At 38.6% G+C, this 18,281-nt stretch carries 15 protein-coding genes, 2 pseudogenes and 1 riboswitch; of the genes and pseudogenes, 9 read left to right on the top strand and 8 right to left on the bottom strand.

The window, feature by feature from the left end; genetic code table 11:
• Positions 1-77: 77 nt before the first annotated feature.
• The 6 genes and pseudogenes from ACM5BR_RS01435 to ACM5BR_RS01410 all read right to left on the bottom strand — a co-directional run.
• Positions 78-1,145 (bottom strand): annotated as a pseudogene (locus tag ACM5BR_RS01435) (GH25 family lysozyme); the annotation flags it as partial.
• Positions 1,122-2,606 (bottom strand): annotated as a pseudogene (locus ACM5BR_RS01430) (GW domain-containing glycosaminoglycan-binding protein); the annotation flags it as partial. The pseudogenes ACM5BR_RS01435 and ACM5BR_RS01430, both read right to left, overlap by 24 nt.
• Before the next feature lie 508 nt (positions 2,607-3,114).
• A complete protein-coding gene (locus ACM5BR_RS01425; protein ID WP_416825411.1) occupies positions 3,115-3,438 on the bottom strand; it encodes a hypothetical protein in 324 nt (107 codons plus the stop codon).
• Between the two features lie 209 nt (positions 3,439-3,647).
• Positions 3,648-3,998: a hypothetical protein gene (locus tag ACM5BR_RS01420; protein ID WP_416825410.1), complete on the bottom strand. Its 351-nt coding sequence runs from the start codon at positions 3,996-3,998 to the stop codon at positions 3,648-3,650.
• A gap of 35 nt (positions 3,999-4,033) precedes the next feature.
• On the bottom strand, positions 4,034-4,210 hold the full coding sequence (locus tag ACM5BR_RS01415; protein WP_416825409.1) for a hypothetical protein: 177 nt from the start codon (positions 4,208-4,210) through the stop codon (positions 4,034-4,036).
• Between the two features lie 128 nt (positions 4,211-4,338).
• On the bottom strand, positions 4,339-4,494 hold the full coding sequence (locus tag ACM5BR_RS01410; protein WP_416825408.1) for a hypothetical protein: 156 nt from the start codon (positions 4,492-4,494) through the stop codon (positions 4,339-4,341).
• Between the two features lie 223 nt (positions 4,495-4,717).
• Between ACM5BR_RS01410 and ACM5BR_RS01405 the strand changes: the two genes are divergently transcribed.
• The 3 genes from ACM5BR_RS01405 (at position 4,718) to ACM5BR_RS01395 (ending at position 7,972) form a co-directional block, all read left to right on the top strand.
• A complete protein-coding gene (locus ACM5BR_RS01405) occupies positions 4,718-6,703 on the top strand; it encodes a penicillin-binding transpeptidase domain-containing protein (protein WP_416825407.1) in 1,986 nt (661 codons plus the stop codon).
• A gap of 11 nt (positions 6,704-6,714) precedes the next feature.
• On the top strand, positions 6,715-7,614 hold the full coding sequence (locus ACM5BR_RS01400; protein ID WP_416825406.1) for a thermonuclease family protein: 900 nt from the start codon (positions 6,715-6,717) through the stop codon (positions 7,612-7,614).
• A 145-nt stretch (positions 7,615-7,759) separates the two neighbouring features.
• The gene (locus ACM5BR_RS01395) at positions 7,760-7,972 is read left to right on the top strand and encodes a hypothetical protein (RefSeq protein WP_416825405.1); all 213 of its coding nucleotides are present in this window, start codon (positions 7,760-7,762) and stop codon (positions 7,970-7,972) included.
• Positions 7,973-8,035: 63 nt separating this feature from the next.
• On the opposite strand, the gene ACM5BR_RS01390 is transcribed toward ACM5BR_RS01395, so the two are convergent.
• Together ACM5BR_RS01390 and ACM5BR_RS01385 are read right to left on the bottom strand one after the other, a co-directional pair.
• Positions 8,036-8,788, bottom strand: a complete 753-nt coding sequence (locus ACM5BR_RS01390; RefSeq protein WP_416825404.1) for an SPFH domain-containing protein — start codon at positions 8,786-8,788, stop codon at positions 8,036-8,038.
• Between the two features lie 307 nt (positions 8,789-9,095).
• Positions 9,096-9,650 carry a hypothetical protein gene (locus tag ACM5BR_RS01385; protein ID WP_416825403.1) on the bottom strand — a complete coding sequence of 185 codons (555 nt, stop codon included), beginning with the start codon at positions 9,648-9,650 and terminating at the stop codon, positions 9,096-9,098.
• Between the two features lie 268 nt (positions 9,651-9,918).
• Here ACM5BR_RS01385 and ACM5BR_RS01380 point away from each other — a divergent pair, with 268 nt between their 5' ends.
• From ACM5BR_RS01380 to ACM5BR_RS01355, 6 genes are all read left to right on the top strand, one after another.
• On the top strand, positions 9,919-10,350 hold the full coding sequence (locus ACM5BR_RS01380) for a hypothetical protein (protein WP_416825402.1): 432 nt from the start codon (positions 9,919-9,921) through the stop codon (positions 10,348-10,350).
• Between the two features lie 266 nt (positions 10,351-10,616).
• Positions 10,617-11,774: a glycosyl hydrolase family 18 protein gene (locus ACM5BR_RS01375; protein WP_416825401.1), complete on the top strand. Its 1,158-nt coding sequence runs from the start codon at positions 10,617-10,619 to the stop codon at positions 11,772-11,774.
• Between the two features lie 215 nt (positions 11,775-11,989).
• Complete coding sequence (locus tag ACM5BR_RS01370; protein ID WP_416825400.1) at positions 11,990-13,087, top strand: radical SAM protein; 1,098 nt, start codon at positions 11,990-11,992, stop codon at positions 13,085-13,087.
• A 360-nt stretch (positions 13,088-13,447) separates the two neighbouring features.
• Positions 13,448-15,904, top strand: coding sequence for a CoA-disulfide reductase (locus ACM5BR_RS01365; RefSeq protein ID WP_416825399.1), 2,457 nt, complete (start codon positions 13,448-13,450; stop codon positions 15,902-15,904).
• Between the two features lie 127 nt (positions 15,905-16,031).
• Positions 16,032-16,201: riboswitch (M-box (ykoK) riboswitch) on the top strand.
• Positions 16,202-16,483: 282 nt separating this feature from the next.
• A complete protein-coding gene (locus ACM5BR_RS01360) occupies positions 16,484-17,458 on the top strand; it encodes a magnesium transporter CorA family protein (protein WP_416825398.1) in 975 nt (324 codons plus the stop codon).
• A 174-nt stretch (positions 17,459-17,632) separates the two neighbouring features.
• Positions 17,633-18,274, top strand: coding sequence for a hypothetical protein (locus tag ACM5BR_RS01355; RefSeq protein ID WP_416825397.1), 642 nt, complete (start codon positions 17,633-17,635; stop codon positions 18,272-18,274).
• Positions 18,275-18,281 lie beyond the last annotated feature (7 nt).

The following is an 18,281-nucleotide window of genomic DNA, read 5'->3' as shown; positions in this document are numbered from 1 at the left end:
ATGAAAAGAGACCACTGAAACATCGTACGGTTTCAGTGGTCTCTATGATTCTTTTATTAAGCTAAGAAGTGAAACTATTTTAGTCCATCTAACGAAGTGGTCACATTCATATCCACAGTTCCTACTCCATTAACAGTCCCACTGTCTGTGTATTGCCAAGAATTCCAGCCGTTCCAATCACTTAATGTAGAAGGAATGGTTGAACTATACTTAGAAATCCAAAGGGGAACATCGCCAAGTCCAGTTAGGTTAAAGCCATTTACATACCAGCGACCTGTATAGAGCATAACGCGTTTCCCAGTTTGCTGTTGTACGTAATTAATAAAGGTACGTGCCCAGTTTGAAACATAAGAACCTGTTAATGTACTCGTTGGGCCAGATGGTGATTCAAGATCGAGTACAGGCATTAAATCGGTATGAGCTTGGTTTAGTACATCAACAAAATGCTTTGCTTCTGATATCGCATCATCTTGTTCTGGATGTGCAAAATGATAAGCACCGACTAAAAGACCTGCAGAAGAAGCATCCTTCACATATTGGAAGTAATTAGGATCTGTATACGTTACACCTTCTGTTGCTTTCATATAAGAAGCATTAATACCAGATTGCTTTACTTGATTCCAATCTATACTATTTCCTTCCCAGTGTGAAACATCGATGAAAGTATAGGCAGGTTTCAGTGTTGTCGTAACTTTACTAGATCCTGTACCTTGCATGTATTCTACTTCAATTCTGTGCACATCAGCTAAACCATTCGCTGCATTTGGGTTATCGTAAATATTGATTCTTGACGCTTGTTCATCGTAAGTATTATATCCCCATGTATCTGCAACCTTTTGTCCATCTACATATACACGAACACCATCATCTGCTCCCGTGTATAGAAGATACTGGCCAGCTTTCAGATGCTCGGCTGTGACATAACGTGCTGAGAAGTGAGTTCCTGGTACTCCTTGCGCTGGAGAACCTTCATAGCCGTTATCATCTTGAAGACCGCCATTTGCTGCCTGTGAAAGAGTTTTTGCTGCAACTGGATATCCAGAAAGTGTTTCATTTGGATAATAATAAGCGAGCCAGTTACCAAATGGTACGACATCTGAGAAAAGAGCTGCGCCCCCACCATTTTGATAATATTGCGTATGAATGGTGTGTGTGCCTGCTGCTACATTTTGTAAATAAGCATAATCGGTTTGACCAGCAGCTGCTGTCCAGCGATCAATAACTGAATTATTATCAACGGAAACTTTTACACCGTCATCCGCAAACGTCTGAACGAAATAATCTCCTCCAGACAGTTGTTTCGTCTGCAAGAAGTCTCCTTGGAACTGATCAGAAGGAAAACCAGCAGGACCTCCAGAGACCCAATTATAATGTACCTCTCCATTTGGATCTAGCTGTGTAAATGCATTTTGCGTAGAAAATACATTTGCATCGACCCAGCCTAAAATGCGATCGCCTTGCTTAATTTTGTTCCAAGTGGTTGTTCCTTTTGTTGCACTTTGTACAATTTGCACCATTTGAAAGCTATAATTATTTGTAGGCGCTACATAGCTTGCACCATATTCCCCATATGGTAAGGTCCATATTGCATCACCTTTTGTAGATGGAGCAATTACCGCAGAGCGATTCTCATCTTTCACATTTGTTAAATCTGTCAGTGCCGTCCCATTATCGATCCAGCCTAACAGTTTACCGTCTTTTTCTACTTGATCCCATGTAACATTTCCTATTGTAGCAGTCTTCACAACTTGAAGTGTTTGATAGGTATAATCACTTGTACTTGCTACATACTGAGCGCCAGTAATGCCGTACGGTACGGTCCATATTCCGTTAGGCGTGCTTCCGATTGTAACAGAAAAGTTTGCTGGTTTTACTGCCCCATTGTCTAATGCATTGCTGCTAATCCAGCCAATCACTTTACCATCTAAACTAAACTTATACCATTGTACATTTCCATATGTAGCGCTCTCGAGTAATTGCAGATCTCGAAAAGCATATTGATCTGTCTGGCCTAAATAATTTGCACCTGATAGACCATATGGCATGGACCATATACCATTGACCTTTGTCGCGCCCATCACAGCCGTCTGATAAATAGTCTGCAAATTGGTCAGACCACTTAACGCGCGACTATCGAGCCAGCCAACGACTTGATCATTTACGCTAAATTGATACCATACTACATTTCCTATCGTTAATTTCTGAACCAGCTTTATGTCTTTTCCAACATAATCATTCGTAGAGCCGATATAGCTCGCACCATTTAAACCGTACGGAATGGACCATACTGCATTTCCTGATGTAGTAACGATTAGCTGATTCTGGCTCACATTCGTTGCAGCATTTAGAACCTTGCCGTCAAGCCAGCCTCCGTCTTTCCCATTCACCTGGACATGATACCATAGCACATTGTTAACCTGGGCACTTCCTATAACATGAACTAACGTACCACTGTACATCGTAACGTCTCCTACGTAACTTGCCCCTTGCAAACCGTATGGCACGGACCATACGCCATTGCCGCTCATGTTATCACCAATCATACCATCCAAATTTACTGCTTGCTCATTTGCGACCGTACTAGCTGCCAAAACGGAGCTTGTCATGTTCACAAATGAAATAGGTACTGTCTGGGCACCGTAAACCGTAGCAACGGTACATGCAGTTAGCCAAAACTTCCTCACTCCTGCACATCCTCTCCTTGAATATAGTAATCTTGTAGTTAGAAGAGGTCTAACTTTGTGCATCCTTTATGATCCGTTCTAATGAAAAGGATACGTAACAAATGTCCCTCTTCACTACTTTTTTATATTACTATTTTCATAGAAATTTTTATATAGTATTTCTGACAAATATTTTGAAATAAAGATTCATAATGCAAGAACCTGATTAAGCTTTACAGAAAAATAGCTAATAATAGGAGCTAACTACAATGATGCAGTCTAATTTGTTGTTTTCGTAAAGTTTTCAACATTTTACTTAAAGTATCTTAACATAACATTATTTTCCATTTTTTGAAGTTTATCTCGTCATTTTGAAAAACGAGGCGGGGTCCGGGGATCAAGCAGACAAATTTAAAAAGGTGCCATTTTGTATGACACCTTTCCATCTTTCTTATATAGCCTGTAATGGACCTGTAAGAGTAGAGAATTTCGTATCGGAATGTTGTTCTATAAAGTCATATGCTTCACGCAACAATGTATTTTTCTTGCTGTATAAGCTTGGACATGTGGATGTATTTCTTGTATGGCAACAAGGGCACCACAATCCCTTATGTGATACATTGTTTGCCTTGATTGTATGTTCATCCGGATTTACTTCACAGAAAAGAAGTACGGTTCCTCCCTTTTCCATATCTAAATAGAGAATCACTCTATTATTTTTAAATTGGATTTCACCGTTTTGATCCTTATCGAATGTAACACTCTTAATCTTCACTATTACTCACTCCTAGACAGTTATAAAGTAATGATGTACTTTACATTTTTAATCGTAGATTCATTATATCATTATCTATTACGTTATAGACTACAATAATTTCTAATATACTATGGATGCAGCTTGTCTTCAAGCAAAACTGATTTGATTTTTACATCTTGCATTTTCGTTTCCTTTGACAAAATGATACAAAACAAGCTCGCTGAAGGTTATGATTCCTCTTGTAATGTCTTCTCAATGTAGTTTACAATTTCCGCCAAGCATTTATCAAACACACCACCGCCAGCATTTCTCCAATACTCAATCGCTTCAAAATCCTTGACCTCTGTTTCTCCTTCATAGGTACGTATACTTGCTCTTACTCTATTTTCAAATACTGGTACATGCCCTACCTCCGTAAGAATCTCTCCATCTAAACCTTCCATTTGGATCCCTACTATTTGAACATGAACGACAGTTGAATCTTGAAATGGTTCTACACCAAGTATGATTATTTGCGCCTCTGGTTCGTGTTCTCTTGCTACAATCCACCATACCTGACCTACTTGAAATGATTTCACTATAGTAGTTCCTCCCATTCTTTACCGATTATGTGTTAAAGCATGTATGCAGCAAAAAATAATGTAACGGTAACAAAACACGAAGCACAGCACCATATAATCTGTATCGCCTCTTTTTTCTGGACGGTTAAATAAGACGCTCCACCCTCCGAGAATGATACAAAAAAAACAGATAAGTCCTGCAGTGGTATGTTCGTTGTATACTCGTTCATACTAGATTCTCTTTCATCTTCTCTCTCACCTTGTTATTTACAAAATAAAATAGCCTTAGATTGTAAACCAATCTAAGGCTGATAAACATGATGAATCATCATGGTGTTTTATATTATTTTAGAATAATTTAAACCGCTGGTGCTATATTTGTATCATTAAAGTAGATAACTTGTGAAAGATATTTGACACCCTTAATTTTTTCAAATACTTCTTTCGCTTCTTTTAATGTGTCAAACTCAAACATTGTTGTTTGGTCTTCTGAATGAACAGTGATTACCCACATGTGAAAGCCTCCATTTTATAGGTTTTTTCTCCTATTTCTTTTACCAGAACTGATTATAACACCGCAATTCAGGAAAAAATGTTACAGCTTTTAAACATTTTTCCTATATAACATTTATACTTTATCCACGTTACAAACCTACAAAAATACAAATTGATAAATTTGTATTTTTTGTTTATTATTGTAGACTTATAGATATAATTGAATTGGTAGGAGGAGGAAAATGAAGAAAATATACCTAATGATTATCGGCTTATTTATTCTATTAGTAGGTTGTGGACAAGAATCAACACCTGAGCAAACGCTTCAAGCATATACAAAGGCATGGAATGAACAAAAATTTGATGTGATGTACGATCAGCTTTCGAGCGCATCTCAGGCAGCCATTTCTAAAGATGATTTTGTTAAGCGCTATCAAAAAATATACAAGGATATGGAAGTTACACAAATTGCAACAGGTAGTGTTGATTCAAAAACAAAAAATCAAGAACAAAACGGAAAAATCACACTTCCTTTCTCCGCAAAACTAAATACAGTAGCTGGAGAAATTTCGTTTAATCATAATCTTCCACTCGTCAAAGAAGTACAAAATAAGAAAAATGTATGGAAAGTAGAATGGAATCCCTCACTCATTTTCCCTTCGATGAAGGAAGGAGATAAAATTGGGATTCAAACCTATAAAGCAAAACGCGGGGAAATTCTCGATCGTAACGGTCAGGGACTTGCTGTAAATGGGAATGCTACTCAGGTTGGAATCGTACCAGGAAAGCTCGGCGATAATGGGGAGCAAACGAAGCAAGAATTAGCTACAAAGCTAGGAATTTCCGTTAATACAATTAACAATAAGCTAAAAGAAAAATGGGTACAGCCTTCCCTTTTTGTTCCACTAGCATATCTTCCTGATTCGGCAAATATTACAGATTACGTTAGCTTAGCTGGTGTGGCTACAAAGTCTGTACCAGTGCGGACATATCCATTAAAAGAGGCAGCTGCCCATTTAACTGGCTACATTGGGGAAGTAAATACCGATGATTTAAAGATATTACATGGGTACCAAACAGGTGATGTAGTGGGTAAGGCTGGATTGGAGCAGGTATACGAAGCTAAGCTAAAGGGTGAAAATGGCGGACGTATCTACATTACAGATGCGTCAGGCAAGGAAAAAGAAACGCTGGCAGAGAAAAAACAAAAAGATGGTCAATCTATTACCGTAAATATCGATAGTCATCTGCAGCAATCCATCTATAATCAAATGAGTCAAGATGCAGGTACTGCTGCAGCAGTTGAGCCAAAAACAGGAGAAGTACTTGCACTAGTAAGCAGCCCATCCTATGATCCAAATGGGTTTGTAAGAGGATTAAAGAATGCCGATTGGCAAGCATTAAACAATGACCCGAAAAAACCGATGATGAATCGCTTTTCAAAAGCCTATACGCCTGGTTCTATATTTAAACCGATCACCGCTACAATTGGCTTACAGACAAAAACACTGCAGCCTGCCGAAGCAGTCAATATTTCAGGATTACAGTGGGCGAAAGATGCGTCTTGGGGAAATTACTACGTCACGCGAGTGCATGATGTAAACCCGGTCAACTTAGATACTGCCATGATCAACTCGGATAATATTTATTTTGCCCAAGCTGGGTTAAAAATTGGCAAAGACAAATTTGTTGAAGGGGCAAAAAACTTTGGACTTGGTGAAAAGCTTCCGCTCGAATATCCATTTCAGGATTCAAAATTAGGTGACATCAAAAATGATATTCAGCTAGCCGACACTTCATATGGTCAAGGAGAAGTTGTCCTCACATCACTGCAGGCTGCGCTTTCCTATGCACCGTTTGTAAACGGCGGAAATATTCCATACCCATCCTTGTTACAAGGTGAAAATGCAAATAAAGTATGGAAAACAGGTGTCATATCAAAAGAAAACGCTGACTTGATAAATAAAGAGTTAATCGCTGTTGTCAACAATCCTGAAGGAACTGGAAAAAATGCTAAAATGGACGGAATGACGCTAGCAGGAAAAACGGGAACAGCAGAATTAAAACAAGCAAAGGACGAAACAGGAACAGAGAACGGCTGGTTTATCGGCTATAACGCAGATTCTCCGAATATGATCGTTGCAATGATGATTGAAGATGTACAAAATCGTGGTGGCAGCGGCTATGTGGCAAGTAAAGTGAAAAATGTATTTCAAGAAATGAAATAAGGAGGATTTCCATGACGGGTAACAAACTAAAAAAGATTCAAACATTTTTCCTTACCCTATTACCACGTCACAATAAGCTATGGAATAAACAAATAAACTCCTATTTTTTGATATACATAGGCATCCCTTTTGTTCTTCTTCTAGGATCCTGCTCTGCTGTATACAACACCAATCAAAATGCTAGTTCGGATCAGCACCCGCAAGCGGAGACAACAAACGAAGCAAAAAAAGAAGTACTGACCTATGAAATCGCTGGATATTCCATTGTTAAGCCTGTCGTAACACCAGTAGATGTAACAGAAGTTTTGAATGGCGATACGATCAAAGTAAAAATAGATGGAAAAGACGAAATTGTTCACATGCTTCTCATTGATACACCGCAAATAGAGGATCAAAATAAGACTGCACAGCCATGGGGGCTTGAAGCAAGTAACTTTACAAAACAAGAATTGACTGGAAAGCAAATCGGATTAGAATTTGATGCGCAAAATCGAGATCAAGATGGACAACTCATTGCTTATGTATGGCTAGATAAGCAATTATTTAATGGAACACTGTTAGATAAAGGCTTTGCTCGCACTGCTTCGAATCCGTCAAATACGAAATATTTAGATCTTTTCCGTGCGATTCAAGAACATACCCAATCTACAAAAGCTGGCATATGGAGTATTGAAAACTATGTAATAGATACTGGATTTAATGAGGAAGCTGCTATGCCAAAAGAAGTAGCGAAACCAGAACCAGAAGAAGTAATGGAACCAGAACCAAAACCCGTAAGCAAGCCCGTGCTTGCACCTAAAGAAAAAACAGAAGTTGAACCAAAAGCACAACCGAAGTCGCAGCCAATCCCACCTAAACCACCTAGAACACCTCCAACAGATGGCGGCTGGCATGTAATAAAAACAGAATAATTGAACAAGCCTATACTTGACCAGCAGGTTTGGTATTTATCATGGATCAGAAAAACTAAGTGAATAATCCTTCCTCCTCTTTTACATACTAAGTACATTCGTACAAATAGGCAGGAATCGTACACTGTACCGAGGAGGATATAAAATGAAAAAAGAGAATGACACGCAAGGCTATGAAGGAATTGAATGTAGAGATACAGATACATTACATGAAGGGAAAGACAAAGCCTTTCTAGATGTTGATCGAATGATTAATGAAGGTCTTGCGGGTGGTTCTGTTCATATGAAAGGTAGTAAAACAAATATCGAAGAATCGCGGGAGTTAGAGCAAGAGGAAAAGCCTTATACAATTGAATAAGGTGGAACTTCCCCAAGTAAAAATCCCCCACCAAGGTGAAGTGGGGGATTTTTACTTATCTTCTTATTCTTGTGGCTTTTTTGCTAATAAGTTTGCTACAGATGATACTTCAAACGGGAATAAGATAGTACTGTTCTTTTCTGCTGCAATTTCTGTCATGGTTTGCAGCATACGAAGCTGAATAGCCGCTGGCTGTTTACTGATTACTTCTGCAGCTTCTGCAAGTTTTTCAGCTGCTTCGAATTCCCCTTTAGCTGCAATAACTTTAGCTACACGTTCTCGTTCCGCCTCGGCCTCTTTTGCCATTGCACGGCGCAAGCCTTCCGGTAAGTCCATAGATCGTATTTCAACGCCTGTAATTTTAATACCCCATGGCTCAGTAGCTTGATCCAATTCTTTTCTAAGTATATCATCTAACTTCTTTTGCTCCGTAAGCATTTCCTGCATTGTATGGGCACCTAAGTTAGAACGAAGAATCGTTTGTGCTACAGTAGAAGTTGCTTTTCTGTAGTTTTCTACATCAAGAAGCGCTTTATGTGCATCCACAACTTGATAGTAAACAACCGCATTAAGTGTAACTGGTACACTATCCTTCGTAATAATATCTTGATTTTCTACATTTTCAACTCGAATCCGCATATCTACCGTTTTCACAGCATCAACAATCGGAATGATAAACTGAATACCAGGCTCCAATGAACGATTGTAACGCCCTAATCGAAGAACTACACCTTGTTGATACTGTTGTATGATTCGAATCGAGCTAAAGAAAACTAAAAGAACAAGAACAATAAAAATAACGAAAAATAATGGCATAGCTATTCAACTCCTCTTGAAGTAAAATTCACTTAATCTTCTATCATTTTTATTTTACTCGATTTTCTATATTGCAACTATAAAATAATACCATATTTCAATATTTGTTTACATTTTTTCATTTTTTAAAACAATTGATACATATATAACAAAATTATGCACCTGATTATTAAATAAATACAAGAATAACAAAAAAAGCACCTTAGAACCTAAAGATGCTTTAGGACTATTTCAAAATTAAAATAATGCAGGCTATGAGAAATAGGTTGATTCAAAAGGGAATTCTCCCTTTTGAATCAGCTCCTAATTATTGAATGATGCTGAGTTTCGTGGATGCACTTGCTCCATTACACGTTACCTTTACCGATTCGGTTCCAATCGTCTCTTTTTCGGCAATATGCCATGACCAGGATACGGTGCCATTTGCATCTGCTTTGCGTGCTTCTAAGCCAGAGATATGGTTTGTATCCTTTCCATCATTTACGGTTATTTGTGCTGTTGCATGCGGCGTAACTTTTGCTGTAACAGTTACCATACTATTTCTCGGCGCCGGCGTTGATACATTCACAATTTTAACGGAATCGGTTGTTTTTGAATCGGTAGAATTAGAGGAAGTCGATGTAGAATTTGATGATTTCGTTGAATCTTGCTTGGAATCTGTAGAATTCGTTGCTTGATCGGTTGTTTTTGAATCGGTGGAATTGGTAGATTTCGCTGCATCTTGACTAGATTGATTTGTAGATACTGGCTTAGTTTGATCTGTAGCGGCAGGCTTTGTAGTAGCATCATTCTTCGTATCAGGTGGGTTAGAGCAACCCATTAGTGACAACGACAGCACAATAAGAAACAGAATTTTCTTCATTTGTAACCCCCTTGTTTTTGTATCAAAACTTATGATTGTATGTATTATCCAATTATTTGAAAATCCCTTTCTTTTTTTCCTCTTTTCTATGAATCTTTTTGAAAAAATGTTTAAATACCATTTATACTTTTTTCTGTGAGATTAGGACTAAAAAAACAAATCAAAGCAATCATGTTTGTTCGCCTATTTTCTAAACAGATAAGCTCTCTTCCTTTCTTTCGGCATAGTCTGTAAAGAATCAGAAGTATTTTAGGAAGCAGGTGAAAATATGACATTCAATTCTCAACGTATTATCGGCTTTCCTGGTATGGGTATGGGTCCTGGTATGGGTATGGGTCCTGGCATGGGTATGGGTCCTGGCATGGGTATGGGTCCTGGTATGGGCATGGCTCCTGGTATGGGTGGATTCCCTGGCATGGGCATGACTCCTGGTATGGGCGGATTCCCTGGTATGGGCATGACTCCCGGTATGGGCGGATTCCCTGGCATGGGTATGGCTCCTGGTATGGGCGGATTCCCTGGCATGGGCATGACTCCTGGTATGGGTATGATGCCTGGCATGGGTATGACTCCCGGCATGGGTATGACTCCCGGTATGGGTATGACTCCCGGTATGGGTATGACTCCCGGTATGGGCATGATGCCTGGTATGGGTATGACTCCTGGTATGGGCATGATGCCTGGCATGGGTATGTTTTAACTGTAAAATCTACCATATAATCTATTTTTATATGATCTAGCCTGTAAAGTAAGTTTCCAGAAAAAATGCAAATGAAAAGCGTGGAAAAATCCGTGAAACAAAAAACTATTTCGTGAGATGGCTCTTTAGTCATCTCTTTCTATATGACAAAAAGACCTTTAGATAGCCCCTTGAAACTACGTTAACAAGAAATAATCATAAGTTGTCATCATATACTTATACAGGGAAAAAGTCTTCCCTATAATTACTGAACCGGAGGTGCTTGCTTGCAGAACGCGTATATTCGACCTGCTCGTAAACAAAGTCATATCAAGGTTATTAAACATATGGTAGTATTTCTGGCGATTCTATTATCCATCGTTATTTTCATACCTGCTCTAATTGTGAATATATCAGAAATTCCGTTACGATTTACCTATCCGTCTGTTACTCCCATTACTCATCAAGCGAGCGCTTCAAAAAACGTAAATCCGATTCCGCCGGAACAACCACTCTCAAACTCTGGAATTCAGTTGGGATGGACGGGAAATCAGATAAATACGAATACATTAGCTCGTTACAAAGGGCTGAACATAATATCGCCTCCAGCTGGTTCGATAGACAAACAATTTCATCTACATGTCAGTTCAAATCCTCTAACAAATGAAACGCTGCATAACCAAAATCAACACGTCTGGGCACGAATCACGATGGGACAAGATGTAAAGCAAACCATACATGAGCTTCTCGCAAGCCCTTCCAAATCCGATTCTCTTATTAAAAGTATGAATCAAGCAGCTCAACAAAACCATTGGGATGGTATTAACTTAGATATTGAAAATGTTAGTAATCAAGATAGGAATGCTTTTTCACAATTTATTAAAAACATATCATCTACTTTACATCAATCCCATATTATCCTTTCCATTGATATTCCGGTGGATGTAAAAGCAGGAAATGATTCCTCTCCCTTCGATCATCAAGTTCTTGGGCAATATTGTGACTATATAGCCTTAATGGGATACGATGAACACTGGTCTACAGATCCCAATCCTGGACCGATAACATCCTTACCTTGGTTAACCAACGGACTAACAGAGCTTATGCAAACAGGGATTCCTGCTAATAAAATTATCTTAGGGCTTCCAGCCTACACAAGAATTTGGAAACAAAACCAAACAGCAATGCTAGCGGATCCTGCTTATCCATTTCATTACGTTGAGCAGCAATTACTACAAAATCATCGGACACTAAACTGGGACCCTCAATTGGGTGAATATTATTCATCCTACCGCGACAACAATCATAATGAATATAAAATCTGGCTTGCAAATGAAAAATCTCTACAAATCTATCTTACCCTTATTTCAAAGTACCATTTAGCTGGTTCTGCGATTTGGAATCTGGATATGATAGATACGACGACTTGGAATAAACTATATTAATTGAGAGTACTAGCATAAGTTATTAAAAAAATTACTATCATAAAAAAAATAAATATCATTGCAATAAGGAAAAATAGTTCGTTCAATATATTGTTATACCTTTAAACAGTATATGGTGTTTTCTCCCTTATAATAGGAAATGTTTATCCTTATGGGAAGTAAGCACCCACTGATGGAGGTTTCACTTTATACTTTGACGAAATGAGGAAAGCTATATGACCAGATTAGAAACGGCAGAACATTCTATGAAGAAACACCCCTTTATGAACGTACATACAGGTCCTCGTTTAATTTTCTGGGAGCTTACTCAAGGTTGCAACTTAAAATGCATTCATTGCCGAGCAACTGCACAACCAGAACGCGCACCGGACGAATTAACGGAGAAACAAGCCTATCAGGTGATTGATGAAATTGCAAAATTTGAAAGAAAACCCATCTTAATTTTAACAGGAGGAGAGCCGCTCTACCGTCCTGATTTTTTTGAAATTGCCAGCTATGCAACCAAACAAGGAATTTCTGTAGCAATGGCTTCTAACGGGACTTTAATTACTGCTGAGATTGCCGAGCGTGTGAAACAAGCCGGCATCAAACGTGTTGCGATTAGCATGGATGGACCTACAGCTGAGATTCATGACGGATTTCGTAGTATACCCGGTGCATTTGAAGCAGCTTTAAAAGGTGCCCGTCACATAAAATCACAAGGGATTGAATTGCAGTTTAATACAACCATCACAACGCATAACGTTGCTTATTTGGAAAACATGTTTGAATTAGCAAAAGAGATGGAAGTACATGCACTCCATATATTTATGCTCGTTCCAGTCGGATGCGGAATGCAAATTGTCGAAAGTAATATGCTTAGCAGCACAAAATACGAACAAGTATTGCAATGGTTTTATAATCGTTCTCGAAATGCTTCTTTTGAAGTTCGAGCTACATGTGCTCCGCATTACTACCGTATTATGAGACAAGAAGCAAAGAAAAATGGAGAACGGATAACGTTTCAAACGCACGGAATGTCTGCTGTCACAAAAGGATGTCTTGGCGGAACAGGTGTATGCTTCATTTCTCATAAAGGAGATGTAAGGCCGTGTGGGTATCTCCCTGTAAAAGCAGGCAATGTGTTAGAGCAATCCTTGCAATCGATTTGGAAGGATTCTGAAGTATTTCAAAACCTGCGTGATCCGTCTTTACTAGAAGGGAAATGCGGAACATGTGAATTCACAAACGTCTGCTCCGGATGCCGGGCACGCGCTTACTATGCAGAAGGAAATTATCTTGCGGAAGAACCGTATTGCATATATAAAGCGTAAAGTTCAATTAAAGTACGAGTATAGCCAATCTCATATTTCAAGAGATTGGCTATTTGATTTATCCCGCTTTAACGGGCAGTAAGACCCCCACTTCAAGGCTTAGAGAAATCGGAGAAGGCTAAGTGGGGGACAACTGCCCGTAAAAGTCCGATTCGTTCAACTAACCCTCGGTGAAAACCCCCACCGAGGGAAGTTTCACTTTATTAAAATTCATATTTTTGTAAAAGAATGACTTCGAATGTGATTGACTCTTACTTTTATATTCATTAATATACCTAAGTAGGTATGGTATATAACGATGTTCTTTTTACCTATTTAACATACTTCTAGAGATAAAACACAAAAAAAGGAGTGTTACAAATGACAACAGGAAAGAAAATCGTCATTGTCGGGGGAGTCGCAGGAGGTGCAACAGCAGCTGCTCGCTTGCGCCGTTTAGATGAACAATTTGAAATCGTATTGTTTGAACGTGGAGAATACATTTCGTTTGCAAACTGCGGTTTACCATATTATATTGGCGGCAGCATTGATTCTCGGGATAAATTACTGCTCCAAACCGTAGAAAGCATGTCTTTACGTTATCATATAGATATTCGTAACTTTAGTGAAGTGACAAACATTATCCGTGATAAAAAAACAGTTACAGTCAAACATGTACAGACAGGAGAAGTATATGAGGAGAGCTACGATGTGTTACTTTTATCTCCTGGTGCACAGCCAATAAAGCCTAAAATTCCTGGTATTGATGACGCAACCAATCTGTTTACACTGCGTAATATTCCAGATACCGATAAAATCAAACAGTATGTCGAATCGCATCATATTGAAAAAGCTGTTGTTATTGGTGGGGGATTCATTGGAATTGAAATGGCAGAAAACCTATGGGAACTTGGAATTCACGTTTCTCTTGTAGAAATGGGGAATCAAGTAATGGCTCCTGTTGATTATGAAATGGCAGCTATGCTCCATGAGCATATACAACAAAAAGGTGTTCAGCTTATTTTAGAAAATGGTGTGAAAGCTTTTGAAGAGAATGGAAGAAAAGTAATATTAAACGATGGCGACGTATTAGATGCAGATATGATTATTTTCTCCATTGGAGTAGCGCCTGAGAATACATTAGCAAAGGAAGCTGGATTACCTTTAGGGGTACGAAACACCATTAAAGTCGGGCCAACTCTTCAAACAGAAGATCCTTCTATTTATGCAATTGGAGATGCTATTGAAGTTACAGATTATATTAATGGAACGCAAGCAATGATTCCGCTTGCTTGGCCTGCAAACCGCCAAGGGCGTTTAGTTGCCGACCATATTGCTGGGAAAGATGTGAAGTACAGCGGCACAATGGGAACATCCATTGCAAAGGTTTTTGATTTAACGGTTGCATCAACTGGCAATAATGAAAAAACGTTAAAGCGCTTAGGATTACCATATCAATCCATCCACATTCATCCTAATTCTCATGCAGGCTATTATCCTGGCGCAACACCTATTTCCTTAAAATTATTGTTCCACCCAACGGAAGGAACCATTTACGGAGCACAAGCAGTCGGTACAGATGGGATAGATAAACGGATTGATGTAATCGCGACAGCTATCAAAGGGAAATTAACCGTTCAAGATCTGCCAGATTTAGAGCTCGCATATGCTCCTCCCTATTCATCTGCAAAAGATCCTGTAAATATGGCCGGCTATGTAGCATCGAATATTATGGAAGGTATGGTTGAAATTGTTCAGTGGCATGAGATCGATGAGATTGTCCAAGCTGGTGGACTACTTATCGATGTTCGCGAACCTATCGAACGAGAAATGGGCTGCATTCCAGGCTCTGTTAATATTCCGCTTGATTCACTACGCGAGAAATTAAGTGAATTACCAAAAGATAGAACCATCTATGTCTCTTGCCAAGTTGGGCTACGAGGCTACTTAGCAGTACGTATCTTACAACAATATGGATGTAAAGCAATCAATCTAGATGGCGGTTATAAAACATATAAAACTGTATTCGGAAACAAACAAGATAATCAACCAAAACAGAAAGCCGGCCTTATGCCTGTTTTGCAGGAGGAAATACCTATGAATACAGCAAAAACAATAACCATTAATGCCTGTGGTCTTCAATGTCCCGGTCCTATTATTCAAGTAACAAAACAGATGGAAAAATTACAGCTAGGTGATTTACTTGAGGTATCTGCTTCTGATCCAGGGTTTTCCAGCGACATTGCAGCTTGGTGCAAACGTACCGATAATACACTCCTTTCTTCTTCCTTCGAAAACAAAGTTGTAAAGGCTGTAATTCAAAAAGGTACGGTAAACTGTCCTACCGAGCAATCTGCTCCTCAAACAAAAGACGGAGCTACAATCGTAGTATTTAGCGGAGATCTGGATAAAGCATTGGCTTCCTTTATTATTGCTAATGGAGCAGCTGCAATGGGTAAAAAAGTAACGATGTTCTTTACATTCTGGGGATTAAACATTTTAAGAAAAGAGGCTGCCCCTCGTGTAGAAAAGGATTCTGTAGAAAAAATGTTTGGTATGATGATGCCAAAAGGTCCAGATGAATTACCGCTTTCAAAAATGAATATGGGCGGTATGGGCACGAAAATGATGAAGCATGTCATGAATAAGAAAAATGTCGCTAGTCTCCCATCATTAATTCAAACCGCTCAGCAAGCTGGTGTAAAGCTTATTGCATGCACCATGAGTATGGATGTAATGGGAATTAAAAAAGAAGAATTACTCGATGACATTGAATATGCAGGAGTGGCAACTTATTTAAGCGACACAGAAGATGCTGGTCTTAACTTATTTATATAAATTGAACTTCCCTCGGTGGGGGCAGTTATCCCCCACTTAGCCCTTTTCAATTTTTCTTACGAACACAAACAATCGATAAAAAATTGACGCTTATTTCTAGCAATGTTAAAATTATTTAGGAATTATAATAGGTCTCTGTTAGGTGAGGCTCCTGCATAGAGAAATGCTACTGCCCAAAAATGTCGAGAGACGCCAATGGGTCAACAGGAAAGATCGGAGAGAAGGTCTTTTTTAATGTAGCTGGTTATTCATATCCTACGCTATGCAGTGCTAAAGCTCGACGAGGGAGAGGCGCGGTTAACATCGGTTTCTAATGAGAATGCTTATTAGTACGTGATTACTTGCTTTGTTTAGCCTTTACTCGTCCATGAGTAAAGGCTTTTTGTTGCTACTGCCCTTCTTATTCAATCAACCTATGGATATACAATCATTTTTTTGGAGGTGGGAATATGGACTCGGACCATGCCAGGTTAAGTCATACATTATATAAAGGTACAAAACGAGGTAGGCTGAAGTCCTATTCCTCTCTTAGACAGGAATGAAACTTCCACCATCTCTATTAACATGAGGTGAATCATTATGATAAAAACATATTTTTATAATGACAAAGAACAACGAGTATACAATGATATAGAGCTTGGCAGTATTCAATCTTGTTTATCCGAACCAGGAAATTTATTATGGATTGATTTATATGACATTAAAGCAGATGAAATGTATGATATTGCTGATATTTTTGGATTTCATCCATTAGCTATCGAGGATTGCCTTCATGATAGCCCAAGAGCCAAAGTAGATGATTATGAACAATATAAGTTTTTTGTCTTTCACGCTCTCCGCTATAATGAAGAAAGCGATGATAATGAAATTTCTACTTTAGAATTAAATGTGTTTTTAGGTCCAAATTACGTAGTAAGTATTCATAAAAGCAAGCTTCTCTGGCTGCGAAAAATGGATGCAGTTTGTTCCGTAAGCTCTAAATATATGAGAAAAGGACCCGACTTTCTCCTCTATACTTTAATTGATGGAATAACGGATGAATATTTCCCTGTCTTAGACCGTATTAGTGTTCGGATTGACGAACTGGAAGATGAGATGTATGAAGAAGGAGCAAAGGAAGTCACTGAGGAGTTCCTCGCTCTCAAACGTACGATTATTTTAATTCGTCGTGTCATTTTACCGCAGCGGAGAATCTTTTTAGCAATCAATGGTCGGTGGAAATTTGATATTCACGAGGACAATATTCCATTCTATACAGACTTAATTGACCATGTTGAGCGTATCGTGGATTCAACTGAAACGTATAGAGATTTAGTAAATAGTGCCTTAGAAACGTACTATTCTATTATTAATGCAAAATCCAGTGAAAAATTAAATGTCCTTACGATCATCTCGACAATCATGCTTCCTCTTACATTCGTTACAGGATTTTTCGGTATGAATGTCCCATTACCTTTCCAAGGTTCACCTATTTTCACGGTTGTTATTTTTCTCAGTCTGATTGGACTCACCTTAGGTATGTGGAGATATTTCAAAAAGAATCAGCTTTTGTAATAAGAAGAGAATAGAGGTCCTCTTCACTCTTTTTGTCTATCCTTCAGAAGGAGAAGGAAGAGAATTCCTAAAAATAAAATATGGACTATCCGCTATGGTCACGTTGTATAATACTAATAGCGATTTATCGATTATTTTGTATCATTACTAATTCTAGGGAGAGTTTTTAACGAAATGAGTTCACACATAATTCAAGTTATTGTTCCGATTGTGCTTTATATTACAGTAACCTTATTTTTCCGAGCTAAGCTCAAAACAAAATGGTTTTGGTCGATGCTTATTGGGGCCTGTGCTTCTTTTTTACTAACCTTTATTATATTTAAATCTGCAGGTACACCAACCAATACCGATGTGCCTCAACCTCAGCAAGCACAAAGCCAAAGCACATCGCAGCAGGACACAACAAAGCAAGCAGCATCCAATCAGTCAACTGCTGCAAGTACAGCTGCCATCGGTACGAGATTCCAATATAATGCTACCCTAAAAGAAGTTGAGCAGGCACTTGGAAAACCAGTTAAAACGATAGATGATTACTGGGCGGGATATCGTCTTGTTAAATTTGATGGCGAATCATATCTCTTTAACAAACAGGACAAAGTAGTTGGAATGTATATTACCTCTCCTACTATTTCTATTTTCGGTGCCAATATTGGGATGACTCAATCTGAAATTGCTAATTCTCTTGGTAAGGCTGTAGATACAAGATTGGAAGGTACGACCTACTACACAAAATATAAGCACGATGGAAGTAGCATCTCTTTTGCCTCAAAGACGAAAAATGGAAAAATCGAGTATGCCATTGTTGTAAAAGAATAAAACGAAA

It is taken from the genome of Ectobacillus polymachus, from assembly GCF_048159605.1.
Classification (GTDB): Bacteria; Bacillota; Bacilli; order Bacillales; family Bacillaceae_G; genus Ectobacillus; species Ectobacillus polymachus.
The sequence above is the reverse complement of the archived record's forward strand: the minus strand, read 5'-3'. Positions and strand labels throughout refer to the sequence as shown.

Coding starts and splice junctions, on each gene's coding strand:
- ACM5BR_RS01415 (WP_416825409.1), bottom strand. CDS start 4,210: ATGAACGAGTATACAACGAACATACCACTGCAGGACTTATCTGTTTTT.
- ACM5BR_RS01410 (WP_416825408.1), bottom strand. CDS start 4,494: ATGTGGGTAATCACTGTTCATTCAGAAGACCAAACAACAATGTTTGAG.
- ACM5BR_RS01405 (WP_416825407.1), top strand. CDS start 4,718: ATGAAGAAAATATACCTAATGATTATCGGCTTATTTATTCTATTAGTA.
- ACM5BR_RS01400 (WP_416825406.1), top strand. CDS start 6,715: ATGACGGGTAACAAACTAAAAAAGATTCAAACATTTTTCCTTACCCTA.
- ACM5BR_RS01395 (WP_416825405.1), top strand. CDS start 7,760: ATGAAAAAAGAGAATGACACGCAAGGCTATGAAGGAATTGAATGTAGA.
- ACM5BR_RS01390 (WP_416825404.1), bottom strand. CDS start 8,788: ATGCCATTATTTTTCGTTATTTTTATTGTTCTTGTTCTTTTAGTTTTC.
- ACM5BR_RS01385 (WP_416825403.1), bottom strand. CDS start 9,650: ATGAAGAAAATTCTGTTTCTTATTGTGCTGTCGTTGTCACTAATGGGT.
- ACM5BR_RS01380 (WP_416825402.1), top strand. CDS start 9,919: ATGACATTCAATTCTCAACGTATTATCGGCTTTCCTGGTATGGGTATG.
- ACM5BR_RS01370 (WP_416825400.1), top strand. CDS start 11,990: ATGACCAGATTAGAAACGGCAGAACATTCTATGAAGAAACACCCCTTT.
- ACM5BR_RS01365 (WP_416825399.1), top strand. CDS start 13,448: ATGACAACAGGAAAGAAAATCGTCATTGTCGGGGGAGTCGCAGGAGGT.
- ACM5BR_RS01360 (WP_416825398.1), top strand. CDS start 16,484: ATGATAAAAACATATTTTTATAATGACAAAGAACAACGAGTATACAAT.
- ACM5BR_RS01355 (WP_416825397.1), top strand. CDS start 17,633: ATGAGTTCACACATAATTCAAGTTATTGTTCCGATTGTGCTTTATATT.